We start from the raw sequence: 16,894 nt of genomic DNA, 5'->3' as shown, positions 1-16,894 counted from the left end.
CATGATCAATTTATCCCCTGCTTGCGTTCCATTCGATCCTTCGATGTATCAAGCGCGCGCTCCGTGGAATGCTTCCGCGCTGCTTGCGCGGACCAATCCGTCAATTCTGTGGTTGAGCGAGCTACTGCACGATCGAAAGCGGCGACTATCCCGCTCGTGGTATTTGCGGACGCTGGCTCCTGCACCAAGAAGCGCTTGGCCTCAACGGGACGACGATCAGTAAGGTCAAACAGGGTTGCATCGCCTTCGATAATGACAGTGGGCGGTGCTTTTTCACCCCCATCTAGGGCATACCGTGCTTCGAATCGCTCGATATCAATCTGCAGCGCATGCGATGCCCCGGTGGCATTTCTGACGCCCGTCAGGCGCACGTCAGGTGCCCGCGCCGCATATTGACGCATCAGCGCCTGGGTGAAAAGATCGGGGACCGGCGCCACCCAACGAACCCCCTTAAGGTAGAGCGCACGTTCCCCCCGCGTGGTGAGCATGCGATCGCCCTCTACCTCCTGCGAGAACCGGGGGCGAAGCAGAGATACAGAGCGAGTCGGGAGCGCACCCTGCATCCCGGTGACGGACGTGGGCTCAACCACGCCAAACCTGAAAAGGTCAGCGCGCTCGCCGCCGCCTAGCAGGTTTCCACAGCTACCCAGCAGCAAGGCGCTCGACAGAAGTGCAAAAGTCCGATTCCTGGTTGATAATGTCACTTAGGCAACTCCAGTTCAGCACCCCGGCTTTTGGCCAGAGCTTCGCGGGGACTTTGTCGGATCCCGCGAATTAGCCCGTCCAGCGATTCAGCTGTTTCTTGCAAGGTCAGCATGGTCGCATTGATATTAGGGATCGTGGTCGTTCCGATATCGGCGCTTTGCGTGTCGAGTTTGGCGATCACGCCGCGAGCCTCATGAACTGCCGATTTGAGTTCGTTTGCCGCCTGGGAGATATCGGCGAAGGCGCGCTTGCCATCGCCATCGGCAATCTGCCGAACGGCCGAGGCCGCGCCCTGAATATCGTCAGCCGCCCGATCCAGTTTGGCGAGCGCGGAACCGGCATGGGCGAACATGGTCCGATTGGCCGCCAGTTCCGCCGTAGTCATTCGGACATCGCGAATGGCACCGCCGATGTTGGCGATATTACGATCCGAAAGGACCTTGTTCACACGGCTCAGTGCCTCGGTCGCGCTTGCCACCACCTGTCCTCCGCCTTGCAGCAATGAAGACATAGCGTTGGGCTTGCTGGCGATGACAGGCCGCTTACCGTGATCATTGGTCTTGAGCAGCGGCTTGCTCGGCGTGCCCGCGCTGATTTGAACGATGCTGACCCCTGAGATGCCCTGACTTTCAGAGGATGCGACCGAATCTTCGCGCACCGGTGTCCCGCGCGTCAGTTCGATATCCGTGATCACACGGTTGGGGTCGCGCTGGTCGAGGCGGATTCCGCCGATTTCCCCGACCTTGATGCCGTTGAACTGCACTTCGCCTCCAACGCTTAAACCTCTGACCGGCCCATGAAACACGATCTGGTAAGAATCACTTCCTTTGGCCGAACCGCCGAGCCAGACCACAAAAACAAGCGTGGCGATAAGCAACGCGATGGAGGCGGCGCCTACCAGAGCATAGTTGGCATGGCGTTCCATCAGCTTTCTTTCTCTTTTTTCGCGGCACGGCCGCGCGGTCCCAGAAGATAGCTCCGGATCCACGGGTGATCTGACCGTTCAAGTTCTTTGATCGTTGCAACAGCGGCGATTTTCTTGTCAGCGACAACCGCAACGCGGTCGCAAATCGCGTACAGAGTATCGAGGTCGTGGGTTATTATGAACACGGTGAAGCCAAGAGCATCCCGCAATGTTCTGATAAGATCATCGAATTCGGCTGCAGCAATTGGATCGAGGCCGGCAGTCGGCTCGTCGAGAAAGAGGATATCAGGATCCAGCGCGATTGCGCGGGCTACCCCCGCGCGCTTGCGCATTCCGCCAGATAGCTCGGCAGGCTTCAAGCAGCCTGCATCTTCCGGCAAACCAGCAAGCTTGATCTTCAGCCTTGCAAGATCGTGCACATACTCACGTGTAAGTTTCGTATGTTCCAGAAGTGGCGCCTCGACATTTTCTTGTACGGTGAGAAAGGAGAATAATGCGCCTTGCTGGAACATCACCCCAATCCGACGCTCGACTTCACTGTGCGCTTGCGGATCGCGGATGTCCTGCCCGAATATCTCGACGGATCCGCCATCGGGCTGCTTGAGGCCCAGGATGGTGTTGAGCAGCACCGACTTACCGGAACCCGATCCGCCAACCACACCCAATATCTCACCGCGCTTGACCTCAAGGCCGAGATCCTCATGGATGACCTTGTCGCCAAAAGCCGTGCGCAGGCCTTTGACGCGAATGGGCACGTCTTCGGCATCGGTTTCCACAAGCGCCCTCACAGATCGAGCGCCATGAAGATAACCGCGAAAATCGCATCGAACATAATGACCATGAAGATTGACTGGACGACCGCGGACGTCACATTTTGACCAAGGCTTTGGACGTCGCCGCCGACCATAAGGCCATGCCGACAGCCCGCAGCAGCGATGATCAGAGCCAGAAACGGCGCTTTGCACATGCCTATCCAGAAATGCTTAATGTCCACCGTTTCGAGCGTACGCTGGATGAAGAAGACCGGGCTGATATCAATCGTCACCCAACTGACCAAGAGTCCGCCAGCAAGACCGCCGATATCCGCGCAGAAGGTCATAAGAGGCATCATGAGAAGCGCGGCTAAGATGCGCGGGATTACCAGCGCATCGAAGCGGTCCACGCCCATAACCTGCATCGCATCGGTTTCCTGGTTCATCCGCATCGAACCGATCTGAGCGGCAAAGGAAGATGCGGAACGTCCAGACAGAAGGATGGCAGTGATCACCACGCCGAACTCGCGCAGGATGGCCACGCCCACCAACTGGATCGTGAACACCTCAACGCCAAGCGTTGTCAAAAGGTTGGTGCCAACGAGCGCAATGACCGCGCCGATGAAGAAGGTCATGATAAAAACTATCGGAAGCCCATTAATGCCCGCGTCCTGCATGAACGCGACAAGCGGCGTCATGCGCAGTCGGCGAGGATCGCCAAGGGTACGGCCGAGCGCCACAATAAGCTGCCCAGTGAACACCAGCATCTGGTAGGCGTCATCGGCGATCCCGACTACCTGACGGCCGAAGCGCTCGAAAAATCCCAGAACACCAGTGACGCCAGCCTTACCGGCCGTATCTTGTTCAAGGGCAGGTCGAACAAGGTCTATCAGCCTTTGCAAATCCTCTCTTTCGCCAAAGTCTATATCGGCGTCTGGAGCCATGGACCGCAAAAGCAGGAGGGCACCGGCAGTGTCGATCCGCCCCAGAGCAGAAAGATCGAGACGCTGCACGTCTAGACTCCCGGCCGACTGGGCACCCAGGCGCCCTGCCGCATCGCCCAAAGCAAGCGAAGTCCAGTCACCGCTCACATGCAGAGTCGGGCCGCCACCCTCGTCAATATGCCAATCTGCCGCGATCATCGCACTAGCAGCATGGGAATTGAGCAGCGGACGATTTCGGCTCCTGCTGGCATCAACGCCACGCAGCGCATATCTTGAACCTTGGCATGGTCAAGCATTGGGGTCTCACGATGATGATCGAGCAATGGCACGCCATGGGCCAAGAGGTGCCAGCTTCGTCGCAGTCATAACTTTATCCTCTCCCCTTGCCATGCCATCGAAGATTGAGCAAGGACATAACATATGGAACCTCAGGAAGTTCATTTGCGCGCACTCGCGACGGCCTTTGGCTGGACCTGGTACAGAATGCGGCGGCTGATCGACACGCACCTTGCGTCCCAAGGAGCATCGATGGCCCGTCTTAAGCTGCTGGTATATCTCGCCGAGCAACCCAGCCGCTCAACCGATATTGCAAGCTTCTTCGATCAGGCCCCGCGCACGGTAACCCAGGCGATTGACTGGTTGGAGCAGAATGATCTGGTCACGCGCTCGCCCGTTGAAGAGGACCGTCGTGTAAAGCTCGTGGAAATCACGGACGCAGGCAGGGCGATGCTGGAGCAGGCCCTGCCACTCTACGATGGCATTGTGGCGAAGACCTTCGGCAGCTTGACCGCGGAAGAACTGGAAGCATTGGATAGGGCGATCCTTCACCTCGACAAGGTCGTGGATCAACTCGAAACGCAAGCTGGCTTCCGCCGAGGTCGCGTCCCCACGCTCAAGGCACATAATGATGGCTGATCCTCATTTGATGGACGGGCCTGAAGCGGTCGCATTGAAGGAGCGGGAGCGGTTCGCACAAATCCTGCTTCTGTTCGGGCGACACGGCCTCAAGGGAATGGCCTCCCGGCTAGGTCTCAGACTGGGTGGTGAGGAACCATTTGATAGCGCTCGACCAGAAGCAGTCGTTGCGCTGCTGCAAGATATCGGTCCTGCAGCGGTCAAGTTCGGGCAGATTCTTGCAATGCGAAGTGATCTGCTGGAGCCCGATTGGATCGATGCGCTTTCGAAACTTCAGGACCGGGTTCCGCCGCTGCCGTTCGCCACCGTGCAACCACTTATCGAAGAGGCGATCGGCGGAACTGTGGAAAGCTATTTCGCCTCCTTTGAAGACGAAGCGATTGCGGCCGGCTCGATCGCTCAGGTCCATGCAGCAACGCTGCTCGACGGCCGGGACGTTATCGTCAAGGTCCGTCGTCCCGGGATCGAGCGGATTGTCGACGCCGACCTTCGGCTGCTGCGCCGCGTCGCCCGGATCGCAGAGCGCCGCATCCCCGAGATCGCGCGACTAAAGCCGGACGAACTGCTGCGCCACTTCGCTGAAAGTATCGATCGGGAAATGGACCTTGGCGCGGAAGCTCGCGCCAGCGATACGATCGGAGAGTATCTCAAAGCTTTCGGCGTGCGAACGGCTCGCTTTGACTGGGAGTTGTCCGGCAGGCGTGTCAACATACAGGAGCGGTTTCGAGGCGTTCCGGCAAGCAATCTGGAGGCGGCGCGGCAAAGCGACCTTGATCTCATTAGCCTCGCCAGCACCTATGCGCAGGCGATCCTCCACATGATCGTCATCAATGGTCATTTCCACGCCGATCCCCACCCCGGCAACGTCTTTTTCCTGGAGGACGGAACGCTGGGGCTTATCGACTTCGGAGCGGTGGGGACGCTTCTGCCACGACGCCGGGAAGAATTGGTACGGCTTGGCCTGGCGATCGCGGCGGAGGACACAGGCGGGGTCGTCGATATTCTGCTGCTTTGGGCGGGCGACCCTGATGTTGACCGTGTCAGGCTGGAAGAGGCCCTGGCCGAACTGATCAACCGTTTCAGCAATGTCCTGCTCGAGCAAATTGACCTTACCGACATTTTCCAAATCGTCTTTGCGATACTGCGCGACTTTCATCTCGCGCTCCCGCCCGATCTGGCACTGGTGCTCCGGACGCTGCTCACGGCAGAGGGATTTGTCCGGCGCATCGATCCGACATTCGACATCACTCGAGAACTGGCTCCGTTGGCAAAGGAACTGATGCGCGAGCGAACGAGTCCGGCGCGATTGCGTGGCGAAGCGGGCAAGCTGTTTGCAGCGCTTGGAAGAGCCGCCTTGTCAACGCCGAGCCTGGTGGGACAGATCGAGAGAGTTGCGCGTACCGGATCGATCACCGTCAGTATCGCACCCAGGGATCTTGAACGATTGCGCGGCGATGAGCGCAACAGCAGAGCCACTCCCCAGCTCTACCCCGCAGCATTGGGAATATGTGCTGCAATCCTTTTCGCCTCGGAACCGATCATCGCCGGGCTGCTGGCGGTGCTTTCCATTGCCCTGGCAATTGGCGAACGAGTGAAGCGGCGGTGATCACGTTCCAAATCTCGCGAAAATTAAAAGCTCATTTGTCGCGCTACCGGCTCCAGGATTTCTAGGTCACATGGAAACGCGTTCGAACTGGTTGAAGGTGAGCCTTGTTGTCGGCCTGCTCATAACCGCCGTCATTGGGTTCACCCTGTGGCTCATCCAGTCACGTGAGGCTGACGGGGCCACGTATGAGGTGCAGTTTAAACAATCGGTCGACGGCGTTCAAATCGGATCGGGCGTCAACCTTCTTGGTGTTCCCGTTGGGAAAGTAACCCAGGTCCGGCTCCAACCTTCAAATCCGGATACGGTCGTGGTCCGGTTCGTCCTTACCAAGGACATCTTACTCCATCGCGGCGTGACAGCGTCGGTCGATAAATCATTCTTCGATGGATCGGCAGAGATAAGCCTGGCGGGAAGCAACAAGCGTGAACCAGCACTTACAGTTCAAGCGGGACAGCCATTCCCGCTTGTACCAGTGAAGACCGGCGGCCTCCTCAGCGGCGACCTCAATCCAGGCGAGATGATCGCCAAGATATCGTCAGGTGCCGATAGCATCTCAAAGAAACTGGACCCTGCCGGTCAGCGATCCATCGAGGAACGTCTTGGCCAACTCGCGCTGCGCTCGCGGAACTGGAAAAGCGATGTCAGTCAAATCGCGGGGGAGGCCCTGCAGGAAGACAGGATCCATTCTCTAGGGAATGTAATGGCTCGGGCGGGAGACGACGCGGAGAGGCTTCGCCTGAGGCTCGAGGCATCGCGGGGCGGTCTTCACGACAGCCTCGGCCGGCCCTTGCATGATGCCGAAGGCAAAGCCCGGTCTCTGGGCCTATCCATTTCGCACGCACGGCCCCGGATCAGGCAATTGGAAGGGGATGCGCAACAAATCGCCGAAACCGCCCGCGCCGTTCGCGAACCAGTTCGACGCGTGGGCGATGCGGCCAAGAAGATTGACCGGGAAGGCGTGGGATCTCCCAAACTACCTGACTACCGTCCCACGACTGGGGAAAGGAAATAGATGATCGCGATCGACCGCTCAGGAACAGACCGACCCTCGTCTTCATGCACAGGCGCGCAATCAGCTTCTGTGAAGCACGAACTCAGGACGATAGAACGACCCTCTCAATTCTTCGCGCGTGAGTGGATGCAACGTCCTGAAGTGGCGCAAAGGCAGAGCCAAAAATGGACTAAGGGGTTTATCTTCAATCGGGCCTGCAGGATCGAGACTGGTGGATGACCGGGAAGAACTGCAAAATCGATGGAGCCGCTGGTATCAGCCTGGCTGCTGAAGTGAAGGGCGAATGCAGGGCGATGCCCGTCTTGCTTGCCCACGGGGCGGGTCAGACTCGCCGCGCCTGGAAGCGGGTAGTGCAAGATCTGGTCGAGGCGGGGTTTCGCGCTATCGCTATAGACATGCGTGGGCATGGCGACAGCGACTGGTCGAGCGCAGGTGCGTATGACGTGCGCGACTTTGCGGCCGATCTCGTCGCGGTAGCATCAGGAATGGATCGCAAACCGGCTCTGGTAGGCGCCTCCCTCGGCGGCCTTGCCGGAATGATAGCAGAAGGAGACCTCGCCCCAGGCAGCTTCGCATCGCTCACTCTTGTAGATATAGCCCCGCGTATCGAGCCGGGCGGCGTGATGCGGGTGGTCAGCTTCATGCAAGAACATGTCGAGACTGGCTTTTCGTCTCCGGAAGAAGCTGCACAAGTCATTGCGCGCTACATGCCACATCGTCGCAAGCGCAGAGCGGGCGATGGCCTACGGCACTATCTCCGGCAGAAAGAGGATGGCCGCTATTACTGGCACTGGGATCCAGCATTTATTCGCAATATGGTGGCTGCACATTGCTGCGACACCGCGCATCAGGAGCAGCAAGTCAATATATTATACAAGGCTGCCGCTAATTTGACGCTACCGCTGCATCTGATCAGGGGCGGATCCAGTGATCTTGTCTCGGAAGGCGCTGTCGAACATCTGCGCGAACTGGCACCGCATGCTGAATATACCGACATTATCGATGCCACGCATATGGTTGCAGGCGATGCAAACGACGCCTTTTCTGCCGCAATTCTCGGCTTTTTAGGGCGCCAGTCCAGCTTCTAGAGGGACGAGCATGGGAGAAGAGATTTGCTCCTGATCATCGAGGGTCGGACGACTTGCTGTGTAGAGCGCCATACATTGGTGGGTTTGCCTAAGATGACACTCGGTAACTGGCTGCTGCCTCGCTCACTGGACTGCTATCCATAACGAAGGTGACGAAAGTTGACGACCAAAAATCTGACCGGCATGCTGGCCAAAAAGATGCCGCGGGAAACAGGCACCGCGCGCACAAAGGGCGAGACCCTGTTCCAGCTATTCTTTGCGCTCATCCAATGGCCTTGGCTGTTGAAAAGCCTTTATGGGGGAAACAAAGCTGAAAAAAATGCTGTTCTTGAGCGTATAAACCTTGAACAGGACGCCTTGCCTCATCTTGGCAGCTGGAAAGCAGACACTTACCTTCTTCACAGGATTGTTGATGAGATTGAAGTCCGACAACCGAAAAATGTTGTGGAACTAGGTTCCGGAGTAACTTCGCTGGTTATCGCCAAAGCATTGTCGCTTCACGGTGGCGGGCATTTATACAGCTACGATCAGTATGAACCGTTCGTTGAGCAGATGGGCATTTGGCTCGCTGAGCACCACCTGTCGGCAAGTTTCAGCCATGCTCCGCTGAACTTTCGGGACCAGGCGCGGCCTACTCCGAGCAATGACCGACGAACCTCGATAGATCGGACAAATCCGCCCCGCCACAATGTCTCTGGCTTCCACAAGGCTAAGGTCTCGGGGGTTGGGATAGCCAACACCGGTGTTCCAGAAATGGCGGACGTATCCGGCGTTTGAAGAAGCCACGCCCGTGCGATCACAATGGCTCGCGCGGCGTGGCTTAGACGCGCTTCGACCAGCTCGATGGTCCGTCCTGGCCTGATCACCGACACGTCAATTTCGAATTCATCGATCGGCAGAGTGCCGAGGATGTCGTAGGAAACGCGAGCCATCGTCAGTATGCTGTCACGACGAACTGCATGGTCAAGTTCAATAGCATGAGCGAGCAAACCTAATGCGGGTGCTACATGCTGCTCACGGACGTTCCAGGCGCCACTGACAAGGTCTGTTGGGCGGAATCGCTTTGCATCAAGGCGTTTAAAAAAAGACATGGTCGCGCTGTAGCGACCGGTCGGGTCGCGTCAAACATTTGATCGTCAAAGCACTCTGCTCGACAATCGGCTCCATCAGCGCAACAATGCCAGTTTGTTCAGCCTGATGGGAACAGTGCCACTGAAGCCGAAAAATAATTCATATGCCGCTTTCAAAAAAACTTTGATATGGTCGACCAAATGCATTTGGAATTGTCTCTGGAGGAGTGCTTCGATAGGGCAGTTTCGGGCCAAGCTTCTATTCTAATGAGCAATAAAATAAAGGTCCGGAAATGAGCGAACCTGAGCTACAAGTACACGGGAGCTTTCAATGGATTGATCCCTTTCTTATTGACGACCAGCTCACCAGTGACGAACGCATGATCCGTGATGCTGCGCGGAGCTACGCGCAAGAGCGGCTACAACCGCGTGTCATTGACGCGTTCCGAGAGGAGCGGACGGACCTTGCGATTTTCAGCGAGATGGGGGAGCTTGGACTGCTTGGTCCCACGGTTCCGCCCGAGTATGGCGGCGCAGGAGTCGGTTATGTCGCCTACGGGTTAATTGCACGCGAGGTGGAGCGCGTCGACTCGGGGTATCGCTCGATGATGTCGGTGCAATCGTCGCTTGTGATGCACCCGATCTTTGCCTATGGCTCGGAAGAACAGAAGCGCGGATTTCTGCCGAAACTCGCGTCGGGAGAATGGATAGGCTGCTTCGGGTTGACAGAGCCCCAAGCCGGATCTGACCCCAGCGGCATGACTACCAGCGCGACAAAGATCGAGGGCGGCTACCGGATCAACGGTGCGAAGACCTGGATATCCAACGCGCCGATCGCTGACGTATTCGTAATCTGGGCGAAGTCCGATGCGCACGGTGGCAATATCCGCGGCTTCGTCCTGGAGAAGGGAACGAAAGGACTGTCGGCGCCCAAGATCGGTGGCAAGCTGTCGCTTCGCGCCTCTATTACTGGGGAGGTCATCATGAACGAGGTCGAGGTCGGCGAGGAAGCGCTGTTACCGCATGTCGAGGGCCTCGGCGGGCCGTTTGGCTGCCTGAACCGAGCTCGTTATGGCATTAGCTGGGGTGTGTTGGGCGCAGCTGAGTTCTGCTGGCATGCCGCGCGCCAATATGGCCTGGACCGCAAGCAATTTGGGCGGCCGCTCGCGCAGACCCAGCTGTTTCAGAAGAAGCTTGCCGACATGCAGACCGAAATTGCGCTGGGACTGCAGGCCTCGTTGCGTGTCGGTCGCCTTTTCGACGAGGGGCGGATGGAGCCCGAGATGATTTCTATCTTGAAGCGCAACAATTGCGGGAAGGCGCTCGACATCGCCCGCCAATCCCGCGACATGCATGGCGGCAACGGTATTTCAGAGGATTATCAGGTTATACGCCACATGATGAACCTGGAGACGGTTAATACCTATGAGGGTACGCATGATGTCCATGCGCTGATTCTGGGACGCGCTCAGACGGGTCTGCAGGCCTTTTTCTGAGGGTTCGCCGCTGGGTGGAGTTCAAGCTCGGAGCGGGGCACCGCGTTAAATCGGTTCTTCCGGTTTGACCGGGATGTTCGCGGCCACGTAAACAATGATCAGGCGCCATTCACTCGCAAGGCGATGGCCTGGGGTATATCGGCGTCGTCTATTGTCGGCGGCAGAGTGAAAGGTTCCTGATCGACGATCCTCCGCAAAAGGTTCCGGAGAATCTTGCCAGAGCGCGTCTTTGGCAATTGGTCGACAACGTAAACGGTTTTCAGTGCCGCCACGGCACCCAACTCGGCGCGAACAGCGTCGATCGCGAGCTTGGAAATTATCCCATCATCGGCCGAACCTCTGCGCGTGGTTACGAATGCAACAGGAACCATGCCTTTGACAGGATCTTTCGCGCCGACCAACGCGCACTCGGCAACATCAGGGAGTCGCGCCACAATCTCCTCCATCTGTCCGGTAGAAAGGCGATGGCCCGCGACATTGATGACGTCATCGGTACGTCCCATGATGTGGAGAAAGCCGGCGTCGTCGCGATAGCCGGAATCACCGGTTTCGTAGAAGCCGGGGAAACTGGCGAAGTTTTTGGCAAATCCGGCCGGGTTGTTCCACAATGTACGGAAGGCACCAGGCGGAAGGGGCGCGCGAATAACAACATTGCCATTTTCGCCATCGTCCACTGGACTGCCATAGTCATCGAGGATAGCAAATTCATATCCGGGCACCGCATGTCCAGCGCTGCCCGGTTTACGACGCAAGTCGCCTATGGCAAAACACGATGCAATGGCCGGCCATCCCAATTCGGTCTGCCACCAGTGATCAATGACCGGCAATCCACTTGCTCGTTCGAGCCAGGCGATGGTCGCGGGGTCAGCACGTTCGCCGCCAAGGAAGATCACACGGCAATCACCGGTGCCGATGTCCTTCAGGAATTTCGCTTCAGGGTCTTCCTTGCGAATCGCCCGAATGGCAGTGGGCGCGGTGAAAAAAGCCTTTGCCTTGTTGCGCACGATCGTCCGCCAAAAGGTGCCGGCATCGGGCGTTCCGACCGGCTTTCCCTCGAACAGGATGGCTGTCCCGCCAACCAACAGCGGGCCATAGACGATATAGCTGTGGCCCACGACCCAGCCGACGTCGGATGCAGCCCAGAAGGCGTCGCCCGGGCCAATTCCATAGACATTTGCCAAGGACCATGAGAGCGCCACCGCGTTGCCGCCGTTTTCTCTTACGACACCCTTAGGCGTTCCTGTCGTCCCCGACGTGTAGAGGATATAAAGCGGATCGGTCGCGCCTACCGGCGCGCAGGCAGGCTGAGGTTCACCGGCGGTGCGGCTGCGCAATTCCTGCCAGTCGATATCGTGGGCATGATCAAGATCGGCAGCCAGCCGGTCGCGCTGCAGAAGGACGACATGCTGGATACCCTGCAACGAAAGAGCAACAGCCTCATCGACCAGTGGCTTGTAGGCGATCGCCCGTGTGCCCTCTATCCCGCACGAAGCGGTCAGGATAAGCTTCGGTTTGGCGTCGTCGATACGCTTGGCCAACTCCGGCGCGGCGAATCCGCCGAACACCACGGAATGGATCGCCCCGAGACGCGCGCAGGCCAGCATCGCGAATGCCGTCTCAGGTATCATCGGCATGAAGATGACGACGCGATCGCCCTTGGTCACACCCAGCGCGGCTAGCATCGCTGCCACCCGCCCGGTTTCGTACAAAAGTTGCGAATAGGTGAAGGATCGTAGTGCGCCGGTGACTGGGCTGTCATAGGTCAGCGCTACCGCATCGCCACGACCAGCGTCGACATGCCTGTCTAGACAATTATGACAAGTGTTGAGGATCCCGTCGGAAAACCAACCCTTCTGTTCATCGTAAACAAGCCGGGGCTTAACGAACCAGTCGATCGCGCGCGCGGCCTCCGCCCAAAAACCCACCGGGTCTTCGGAGGCCCGACGATAAATATCACTATACTCCAGATTGCCTCGTCCGACCGTCATATCTAGTACTTTCTTGGTCTGATCACGCGTTGGCTCTGGGGCGGTACCCGCGTGAAACGGCGATCGCGCCGATGATTAGAAGGGCACCAATGAAATGATAGGATGCAATGCCTTCGCCAAGAAGCAGCATCGCAAGGCCCACACCCAAGACTGGCGGGAGGTTCATGTAGGCCCCGGCACGAACGGATCCGATCAGCGTCACCGAACGGTTAAAAAGAGCGTAAGCAACGAGCGAAGGGAAAACTCCGACATACAGTATGGCCGCCGCCAGTTTCATTGGCGGCATCGACAGGCCATTTCTGGCCAGCGTGGAGATGTAGGGAAGTGCCAGCGAGCCGGCGCCGATCGCGAACAGCGCCGCTAGCAATGAGAGGTGGTGTACAGCCGGAACCTTGCGAAGGAAGGTGGCATAAGCCGAATAGAGAAATACCCCTGCCACGGAAAGCAAGTCCCCGCGATTGACCGAGATGCCCCCTACTAGATTGAAGGGATGACCCTTGGTCACGATCCACATGATCCCCGCGAACGACATCGCAGCGCTTAAAGCGAGGAGGGGTAGCAGCCGCTCCCCAAACAGCACCGTCGGCATCAAAAGGATCATGATCGGCATGATCGATTGCAACAGCAGGTTGTTTGTAGCGGTAGTGTATTGCAGGCCGCTGTAGACGATGTAGGCAAACAGCCCGACACCGAAAAAACCGAGCAGCGTGACAAGGAGCCAGGAAGCACGCAGCGTTTGGACGTCAACCTTGAGATGACGCCAGGCGAAGGGTAGCACGCACAAAAAAGCGACCATCCACCGCCAGAATGCGAGTGACAAAGGAGACGCAAGGTCGCGCACCGCCCGCCCAATAATTGGGTTCATAGCCCAGCAGACGGACGCGACGCAAAGGAGCAAAGTCGGGGAGTTCCACATTGCTGGCGCCGAGCACCGGATAAAGGAGACGTATCGCGCAAAAGCACTCATGTCCTATCTCCTTGCTGAGCTATAGCATCTTGCAATTGCATTTTATTTTGCATACTGTGCATCGCGTTTCCCATATGATTTTGGGACGCCGCTGTCAACCAAGTGCGGATCCCAGTTTGGATCCGGACCGCATAAATCAGGGAAACGGCGTAAGATCTGTCGCCTTGGAAGCATCTCGATCATTTGTACCGTTGTGACGGTCACGCCGAGCGCGCAGATCATCGGCGCACCTACCAGCGGGTTACAGGAAATTGAACATGGCTCACTCTCGACAGCTTCACCTCGGCGCTTTCATGCGCCCAGTTAGTATGCATACAGGAGCATGGCGCTATCCCGGCGCGATACATGACGCCAATTTCAATTTTGCTGCCTTGAAGCGCTTCGCCCAGAAGCTTGAAGAGGGCAAATTTGACGCTTTTTTCATGGCCGATCACCTAGGCGTTCTCAATATGCCGGTTGAAGCCTTGAAACGTAGCCATACCGTCACGTCATACGAGCCTTTTACCTTGCTCTCGGCGCTTGCCGGGGTGACGGAACGGATCGGCTTAGTCGCTACTGCGTCGACAACCTTCGAGGAGCCATTCCATGTCGCGCGGCGGTTTGCGTCGCTCGATCATTTAAGCGGCGGACGCGCAGGATGGAACGTTGTTACGACAGCCAATCCCGACAATGGGAAGAATTTTGGCTATGAAGACCAGCCCGATCATGCTGCGCGATACGCCCGTGCGCGCGAATTTTACGATGTCGTTACCGGACTTTGGGATAGCTTCGCCGACAACGCATTTGTCCGCGACGCTGAAAGCGGCATCTATTTTGATCCGGATCGGCTCCATGTGCTCCGCCACAAGGGAGCGCATTTTTCGGTGCGCGGCCCACTCAACATCGCGCGCCCCGTGCAGGGCTGGCCCGTAATTGTGCAGGCAGGTGCTTCCGAACCGGGCCGCCAACTCGCCGCCGAGACGGCAGAAGCCGTGTTCGGGGCCGAAAACACGCTCGAAGGCGCCAAGCGCTTCTATGCAGACGTCAAGGACAGGATGAGAAGAGTCGGACGCGATCCCGGCCTTCTCAAGATTCTACCTGCCGCCTTTGTCGTGGTGGGCGATACGATCGAGGAAGCACGAGCCAAGCGAGCGCATCTTGACAGCCTGGTCCATTATGACAGCGGCATCCATTCGCTGTCGGGTGCGCTGAACTTTGACGTTTCGGGCTTTGATCCCGATGGCCCGTTGCCCGAAATTCCCGAAACGAATGCCAGCAAGACCGCTCGCGACAGATTGCTGGAGATGGCCAGAACACAGACTCTGACCATTCGGCAACTGGCGGCGACCGCTGGGAGTTATGCCGGTCTCGCGTTCGTAGGCACGCCGGCGTCGATCGCCGACGATATGGAGCAGTGGCTGTACGAGTCTGGGGCCGACGGCTTCAATATCATGTTTCCTTTTTTGCCTGAAGGGCTCGACCTTTTCGTGGATCAAGTCATCCCGGAACTTCAGCGGCGCGGCCTTTTTCGAACCGAGTATGAAGGCACGACGCTGCGTGACCATTTGGGCCTCCCCCGCCCAAGCAACCGCTTTTTCGACTGAATGCCGGAGATGCATATCTGGTAATAGGCAACCAGGAGCCATGATAGAGAAGTTTCGCCTAACCGTTGTATCCCGTTTAAATTTAACCGATGACGGATAGTTTCCCGAGCATGTTAGCTTACCGTGCTCGAGCGATGGGTTTCGATCTTTGCGGACTGAATTCATGACAATGGGCCGAAAGCTTAGGCAAGGAGATACTAATATGGCAGCTTATGTCGTCATCGTGACCGGGGAAATTTCGAATCCGGAGTTGATGAATCAATATAAGGAACAGGCTCAGTATCTGCTTGGGACGCAGGGCGTTTCGTTCATGGCCGGCCCGGTCGTCGCCGAAACTCTGGAAGGATCGCCTCCGAAGGGAGCAGTGATTATCCGGTTTGCTTTTCTTGAGGAGGCTCAGAGCTGGTACCGATCCGACGAATATCAAAAACTGGCTTCGATGAGGCTTTCTGCCTCTACCAGTGCGGCATTTATCGTTGAGGGCACCTGATCTTGGTGCCGGTCAAGAAGCGAGGCGGAGCCTGCCCGCCGACCGGTTCGGAAGGTTCGCTCAATTCTTGTATACTTGCTGCATTTTAGAATAGACTGCACCAGTCATTTGACCGCAACAAGATGTGGAGATGCGTGATGAAATCCATCCGAGCAGCGTTCCTGCCTTTGCTGCTTGCAGTTGCGAGCACCGCTCACGCTGCAGAAAATCCCGATGAGGCAAAGATTCTGAAGATCGAGCAAGACATGGCTGCTGCGCAGACCGCAGAGGAATTTTTGAAAGATTTCGCGCCTGACGCTGTGATGGATGCATTCTTTCCAGGCCAGGCCCGAGGCAGCAAAGCGGTGGCCACCGCGGCGACCACGCTCTTTGCGGGAACTAAAGATCTGCGAGCTACGATCCTTAAAATGTCTATCAGTACAGATCATGACATCGCCTATGCTTTCAGTACCCAGCGGGTCGTGTTCACCAATATCGCTATGAACAAAGTTCAGGACTGGGTTTTCCGGCAGGTCGACTGTTACCGCAAGGTCAACGGAAAATGGCTGATTGTATACCACAATCTTTCGGTGCCATTCGATCCCACGACCGGTAAGGCGGTGTTTGACGCACCCGTTTAAGGTAACTGTGCCACCAGGTTCGTTTATTAGCCGCGTGGACGGGAAAGATGCGGCCTAAATCAAGGCAAGGATGATTGACCCAGCGATGAAAATTTCGAGCTTGTCCCTCAGTATCATGTCAGCGAAACGCCGGGTTTGATAGGTGGCGCGAAAGCCATAAAGACCAATTGCGATAACAGGACGGCCGCTGCGTCGGGTGCCGCGATTACCTGACGGTAAATGCATAAATTCGCCGATGCAGCGCTTTGTTGTGTGGTCCGATCCCGGTTGGCAGTTTGCCGCGAAAGACCGGCCAGCGCTGACTGGACTTGGCGTTCCGATTGCAGTTCGACCGCCTTCAGCGACGCGTAGACCTTGACCAGTCCAACGGCAGGATCGGTCTCCGGCGATCCGGCGATGCACAGGCGAACCCATCGCCTGGCGCTTCGCACGGGATGCACAAGGTTGTCATTGAGCGGCGATATTCTGTCAAGAAGCTCACTGATCTCGGAACTATCGAGCGCCACTTTGGAAACCTGAGCCGACCACAGGCAGAACAGCAACAGGTTGACATCGAAGCCATGTTTATCCTGCAACGCGAGGCACAGCGTGGACACGTGCGGCCTAGCATACAGATCCAGCGAGAACTGCCAAAATGCCGAGGCCGCTGTCTGGGCCATATTGGTCACCCCCACGCCGAACCAGACAAACGAATGCAGAGCATCACGCCCGCCCGGCAACCCGATGCCGGAAC

At 57.4% G+C, this 16,894-nt stretch carries 16 protein-coding genes and 1 pseudogene; 9 read left to right on the top strand and 8 right to left on the bottom strand.

Translation table 11 applies throughout. From position 1 onward, the window contains the following. Positions 1 to 5: 5 nt before the first annotated feature. From SPBM01_RS14345 to SPBM01_RS14330, 4 genes are all read right to left on the bottom strand, one after another. Positions 6 to 563, bottom strand: a complete 558-nt coding sequence (locus SPBM01_RS14345; RefSeq protein WP_235955281.1) for an ABC-type transport auxiliary lipoprotein family protein — start codon at positions 561 to 563, stop codon at positions 6 to 8. Positions 564 to 700: 137 nt separating this feature from the next. Further along, positions 701 to 1,630 (bottom strand): MlaD family protein, encoded by a 930-nt coding sequence (locus SPBM01_RS14340; protein ID WP_024020666.1) that lies wholly within the window; start codon positions 1,628 to 1,630, stop codon positions 701 to 703. Then, positions 1,630 to 2,406 carry an ABC transporter ATP-binding protein gene (locus SPBM01_RS14335; RefSeq protein WP_031309820.1) on the bottom strand — a complete coding sequence of 259 codons (777 nt, stop codon included), beginning with the start codon at positions 2,404 to 2,406 and terminating at the stop codon, positions 1,630 to 1,632. The genes SPBM01_RS14340 and SPBM01_RS14335 overlap by 1 nt, the downstream gene beginning before the upstream one ends. Positions 2,407 to 2,414: 8 nt before the next feature. Further along, positions 2,415 to 3,524: an ABC transporter permease gene (locus SPBM01_RS14330; RefSeq protein WP_235955279.1), complete on the bottom strand. Its 1,110-nt coding sequence runs from the start codon at positions 3,522 to 3,524 to the stop codon at positions 2,415 to 2,417. 222 nt (positions 3,525 to 3,746) lie between these two features. Between SPBM01_RS14330 and SPBM01_RS14325 the strand changes: the two genes are divergently transcribed. The 5 genes from SPBM01_RS14325 to SPBM01_RS22185 all read left to right on the top strand — a co-directional run bounded on the left by SPBM01_RS14325 (position 3,747) and on the right by SPBM01_RS22185 (position 8,724). Further along, entirely contained in the window at positions 3,747 to 4,241 is a 495-nt protein-coding gene (locus SPBM01_RS14325) for a MarR family winged helix-turn-helix transcriptional regulator (RefSeq protein ID WP_024020669.1), read from the top strand. Next, positions 4,231 to 5,847, top strand: coding sequence for an ABC1 kinase family protein (locus tag SPBM01_RS14320; protein ID WP_235955278.1), 1,617 nt, complete (start codon positions 4,231 to 4,233; stop codon positions 5,845 to 5,847). The genes SPBM01_RS14325 and SPBM01_RS14320 overlap by 11 nt, the downstream gene beginning before the upstream one ends. Before the next feature lie 70 nt (positions 5,848 to 5,917). Then, positions 5,918 to 6,859, top strand: a complete 942-nt coding sequence (locus tag SPBM01_RS14315; protein ID WP_169575410.1) for an MlaD family protein — start codon at positions 5,918 to 5,920, stop codon at positions 6,857 to 6,859. 215 nt (positions 6,860 to 7,074) lie between these two features. Further along, entirely contained in the window at positions 7,075 to 7,947 is an 873-nt protein-coding gene (locus SPBM01_RS14310) for an alpha/beta fold hydrolase (RefSeq protein ID WP_088189883.1), read from the top strand. Positions 7,948 to 8,106: 159 nt separating this feature from the next. Next, positions 8,107 to 8,724, top strand: coding sequence for a hypothetical protein (locus SPBM01_RS22185; RefSeq protein WP_328804751.1), 618 nt, complete (start codon positions 8,107 to 8,109; stop codon positions 8,722 to 8,724). 14 nt (positions 8,725 to 8,738) lie between these two features. Here the strand turns inward: SPBM01_RS22185 and SPBM01_RS22180 are convergent. Beyond that, a pseudogene (locus SPBM01_RS22180) lies at positions 8,739 to 9,038 on the bottom strand (acyl-CoA thioesterase domain-containing protein); the annotation flags it as partial. Positions 9,039 to 9,310: 272 nt separating this feature from the next. Between SPBM01_RS22180 and SPBM01_RS14300 the strand changes: the two are divergent. Further along, positions 9,311 to 10,513, top strand: a complete 1,203-nt coding sequence (locus SPBM01_RS14300; RefSeq protein WP_088190078.1) for an acyl-CoA dehydrogenase — start codon at positions 9,311 to 9,313, stop codon at positions 10,511 to 10,513. Positions 10,514 to 10,611: 98 nt separating this feature from the next. Here SPBM01_RS14300 and SPBM01_RS14295 read toward each other — a convergent pair whose 3' ends face one another. Together SPBM01_RS14295 and SPBM01_RS14290 are read right to left on the bottom strand one after the other, a co-directional pair. Then, positions 10,612 to 12,501 (bottom strand): AMP-binding protein, encoded by a 1,890-nt coding sequence (locus SPBM01_RS14295; RefSeq protein WP_088190077.1) that lies wholly within the window; start codon positions 12,499 to 12,501, stop codon positions 10,612 to 10,614. A 22-nt stretch (positions 12,502 to 12,523) separates the two neighbouring features. After that, complete coding sequence (locus SPBM01_RS14290) at positions 12,524 to 13,468, bottom strand: DMT family transporter (RefSeq protein ID WP_088190076.1); 945 nt, start codon at positions 13,466 to 13,468, stop codon at positions 12,524 to 12,526. 257 nt (positions 13,469 to 13,725) lie between these two features. On the opposite strand from SPBM01_RS14290, the gene SPBM01_RS14285 reads away from it, so the two are divergent. From SPBM01_RS14285 to SPBM01_RS14275, 3 genes are all read left to right on the top strand, one after another. Next, positions 13,726 to 15,051 carry an LLM class flavin-dependent oxidoreductase gene (locus SPBM01_RS14285; RefSeq protein ID WP_169575408.1) on the top strand — a complete coding sequence of 442 codons (1,326 nt, stop codon included), beginning with the start codon at positions 13,726 to 13,728 and terminating at the stop codon, positions 15,049 to 15,051. Between the two features lie 202 nt (positions 15,052 to 15,253). Beyond that, positions 15,254 to 15,541, top strand: a complete 288-nt coding sequence (locus tag SPBM01_RS14280) for a DUF1330 domain-containing protein (protein ID WP_169575407.1) — start codon at positions 15,254 to 15,256, stop codon at positions 15,539 to 15,541. A gap of 137 nt (positions 15,542 to 15,678) precedes the next feature. Then, entirely contained in the window at positions 15,679 to 16,161 is a 483-nt protein-coding gene (locus tag SPBM01_RS14275; RefSeq protein WP_169575406.1) for a YybH family protein, read from the top strand. Between the two features lie 113 nt (positions 16,162 to 16,274). Here SPBM01_RS14275 and SPBM01_RS14270 read toward each other — a convergent pair whose 3' ends face one another. Continuing rightward, positions 16,275 to 16,820, bottom strand: a complete 546-nt coding sequence (locus SPBM01_RS14270; RefSeq protein WP_096063892.1) for a TIGR02444 family protein — start codon at positions 16,818 to 16,820, stop codon at positions 16,275 to 16,277. Positions 16,821 to 16,894: the final 74 nt, after the last annotated feature.

This window comes from Sphingobium sp. KCTC 72723, from assembly GCF_014280435.1.
GTDB lineage: Bacteria > Pseudomonadota > Alphaproteobacteria > Sphingomonadales > Sphingomonadaceae > Sphingobium.
This window is presented reverse-complemented; position numbering and strand designations above follow the sequence as displayed.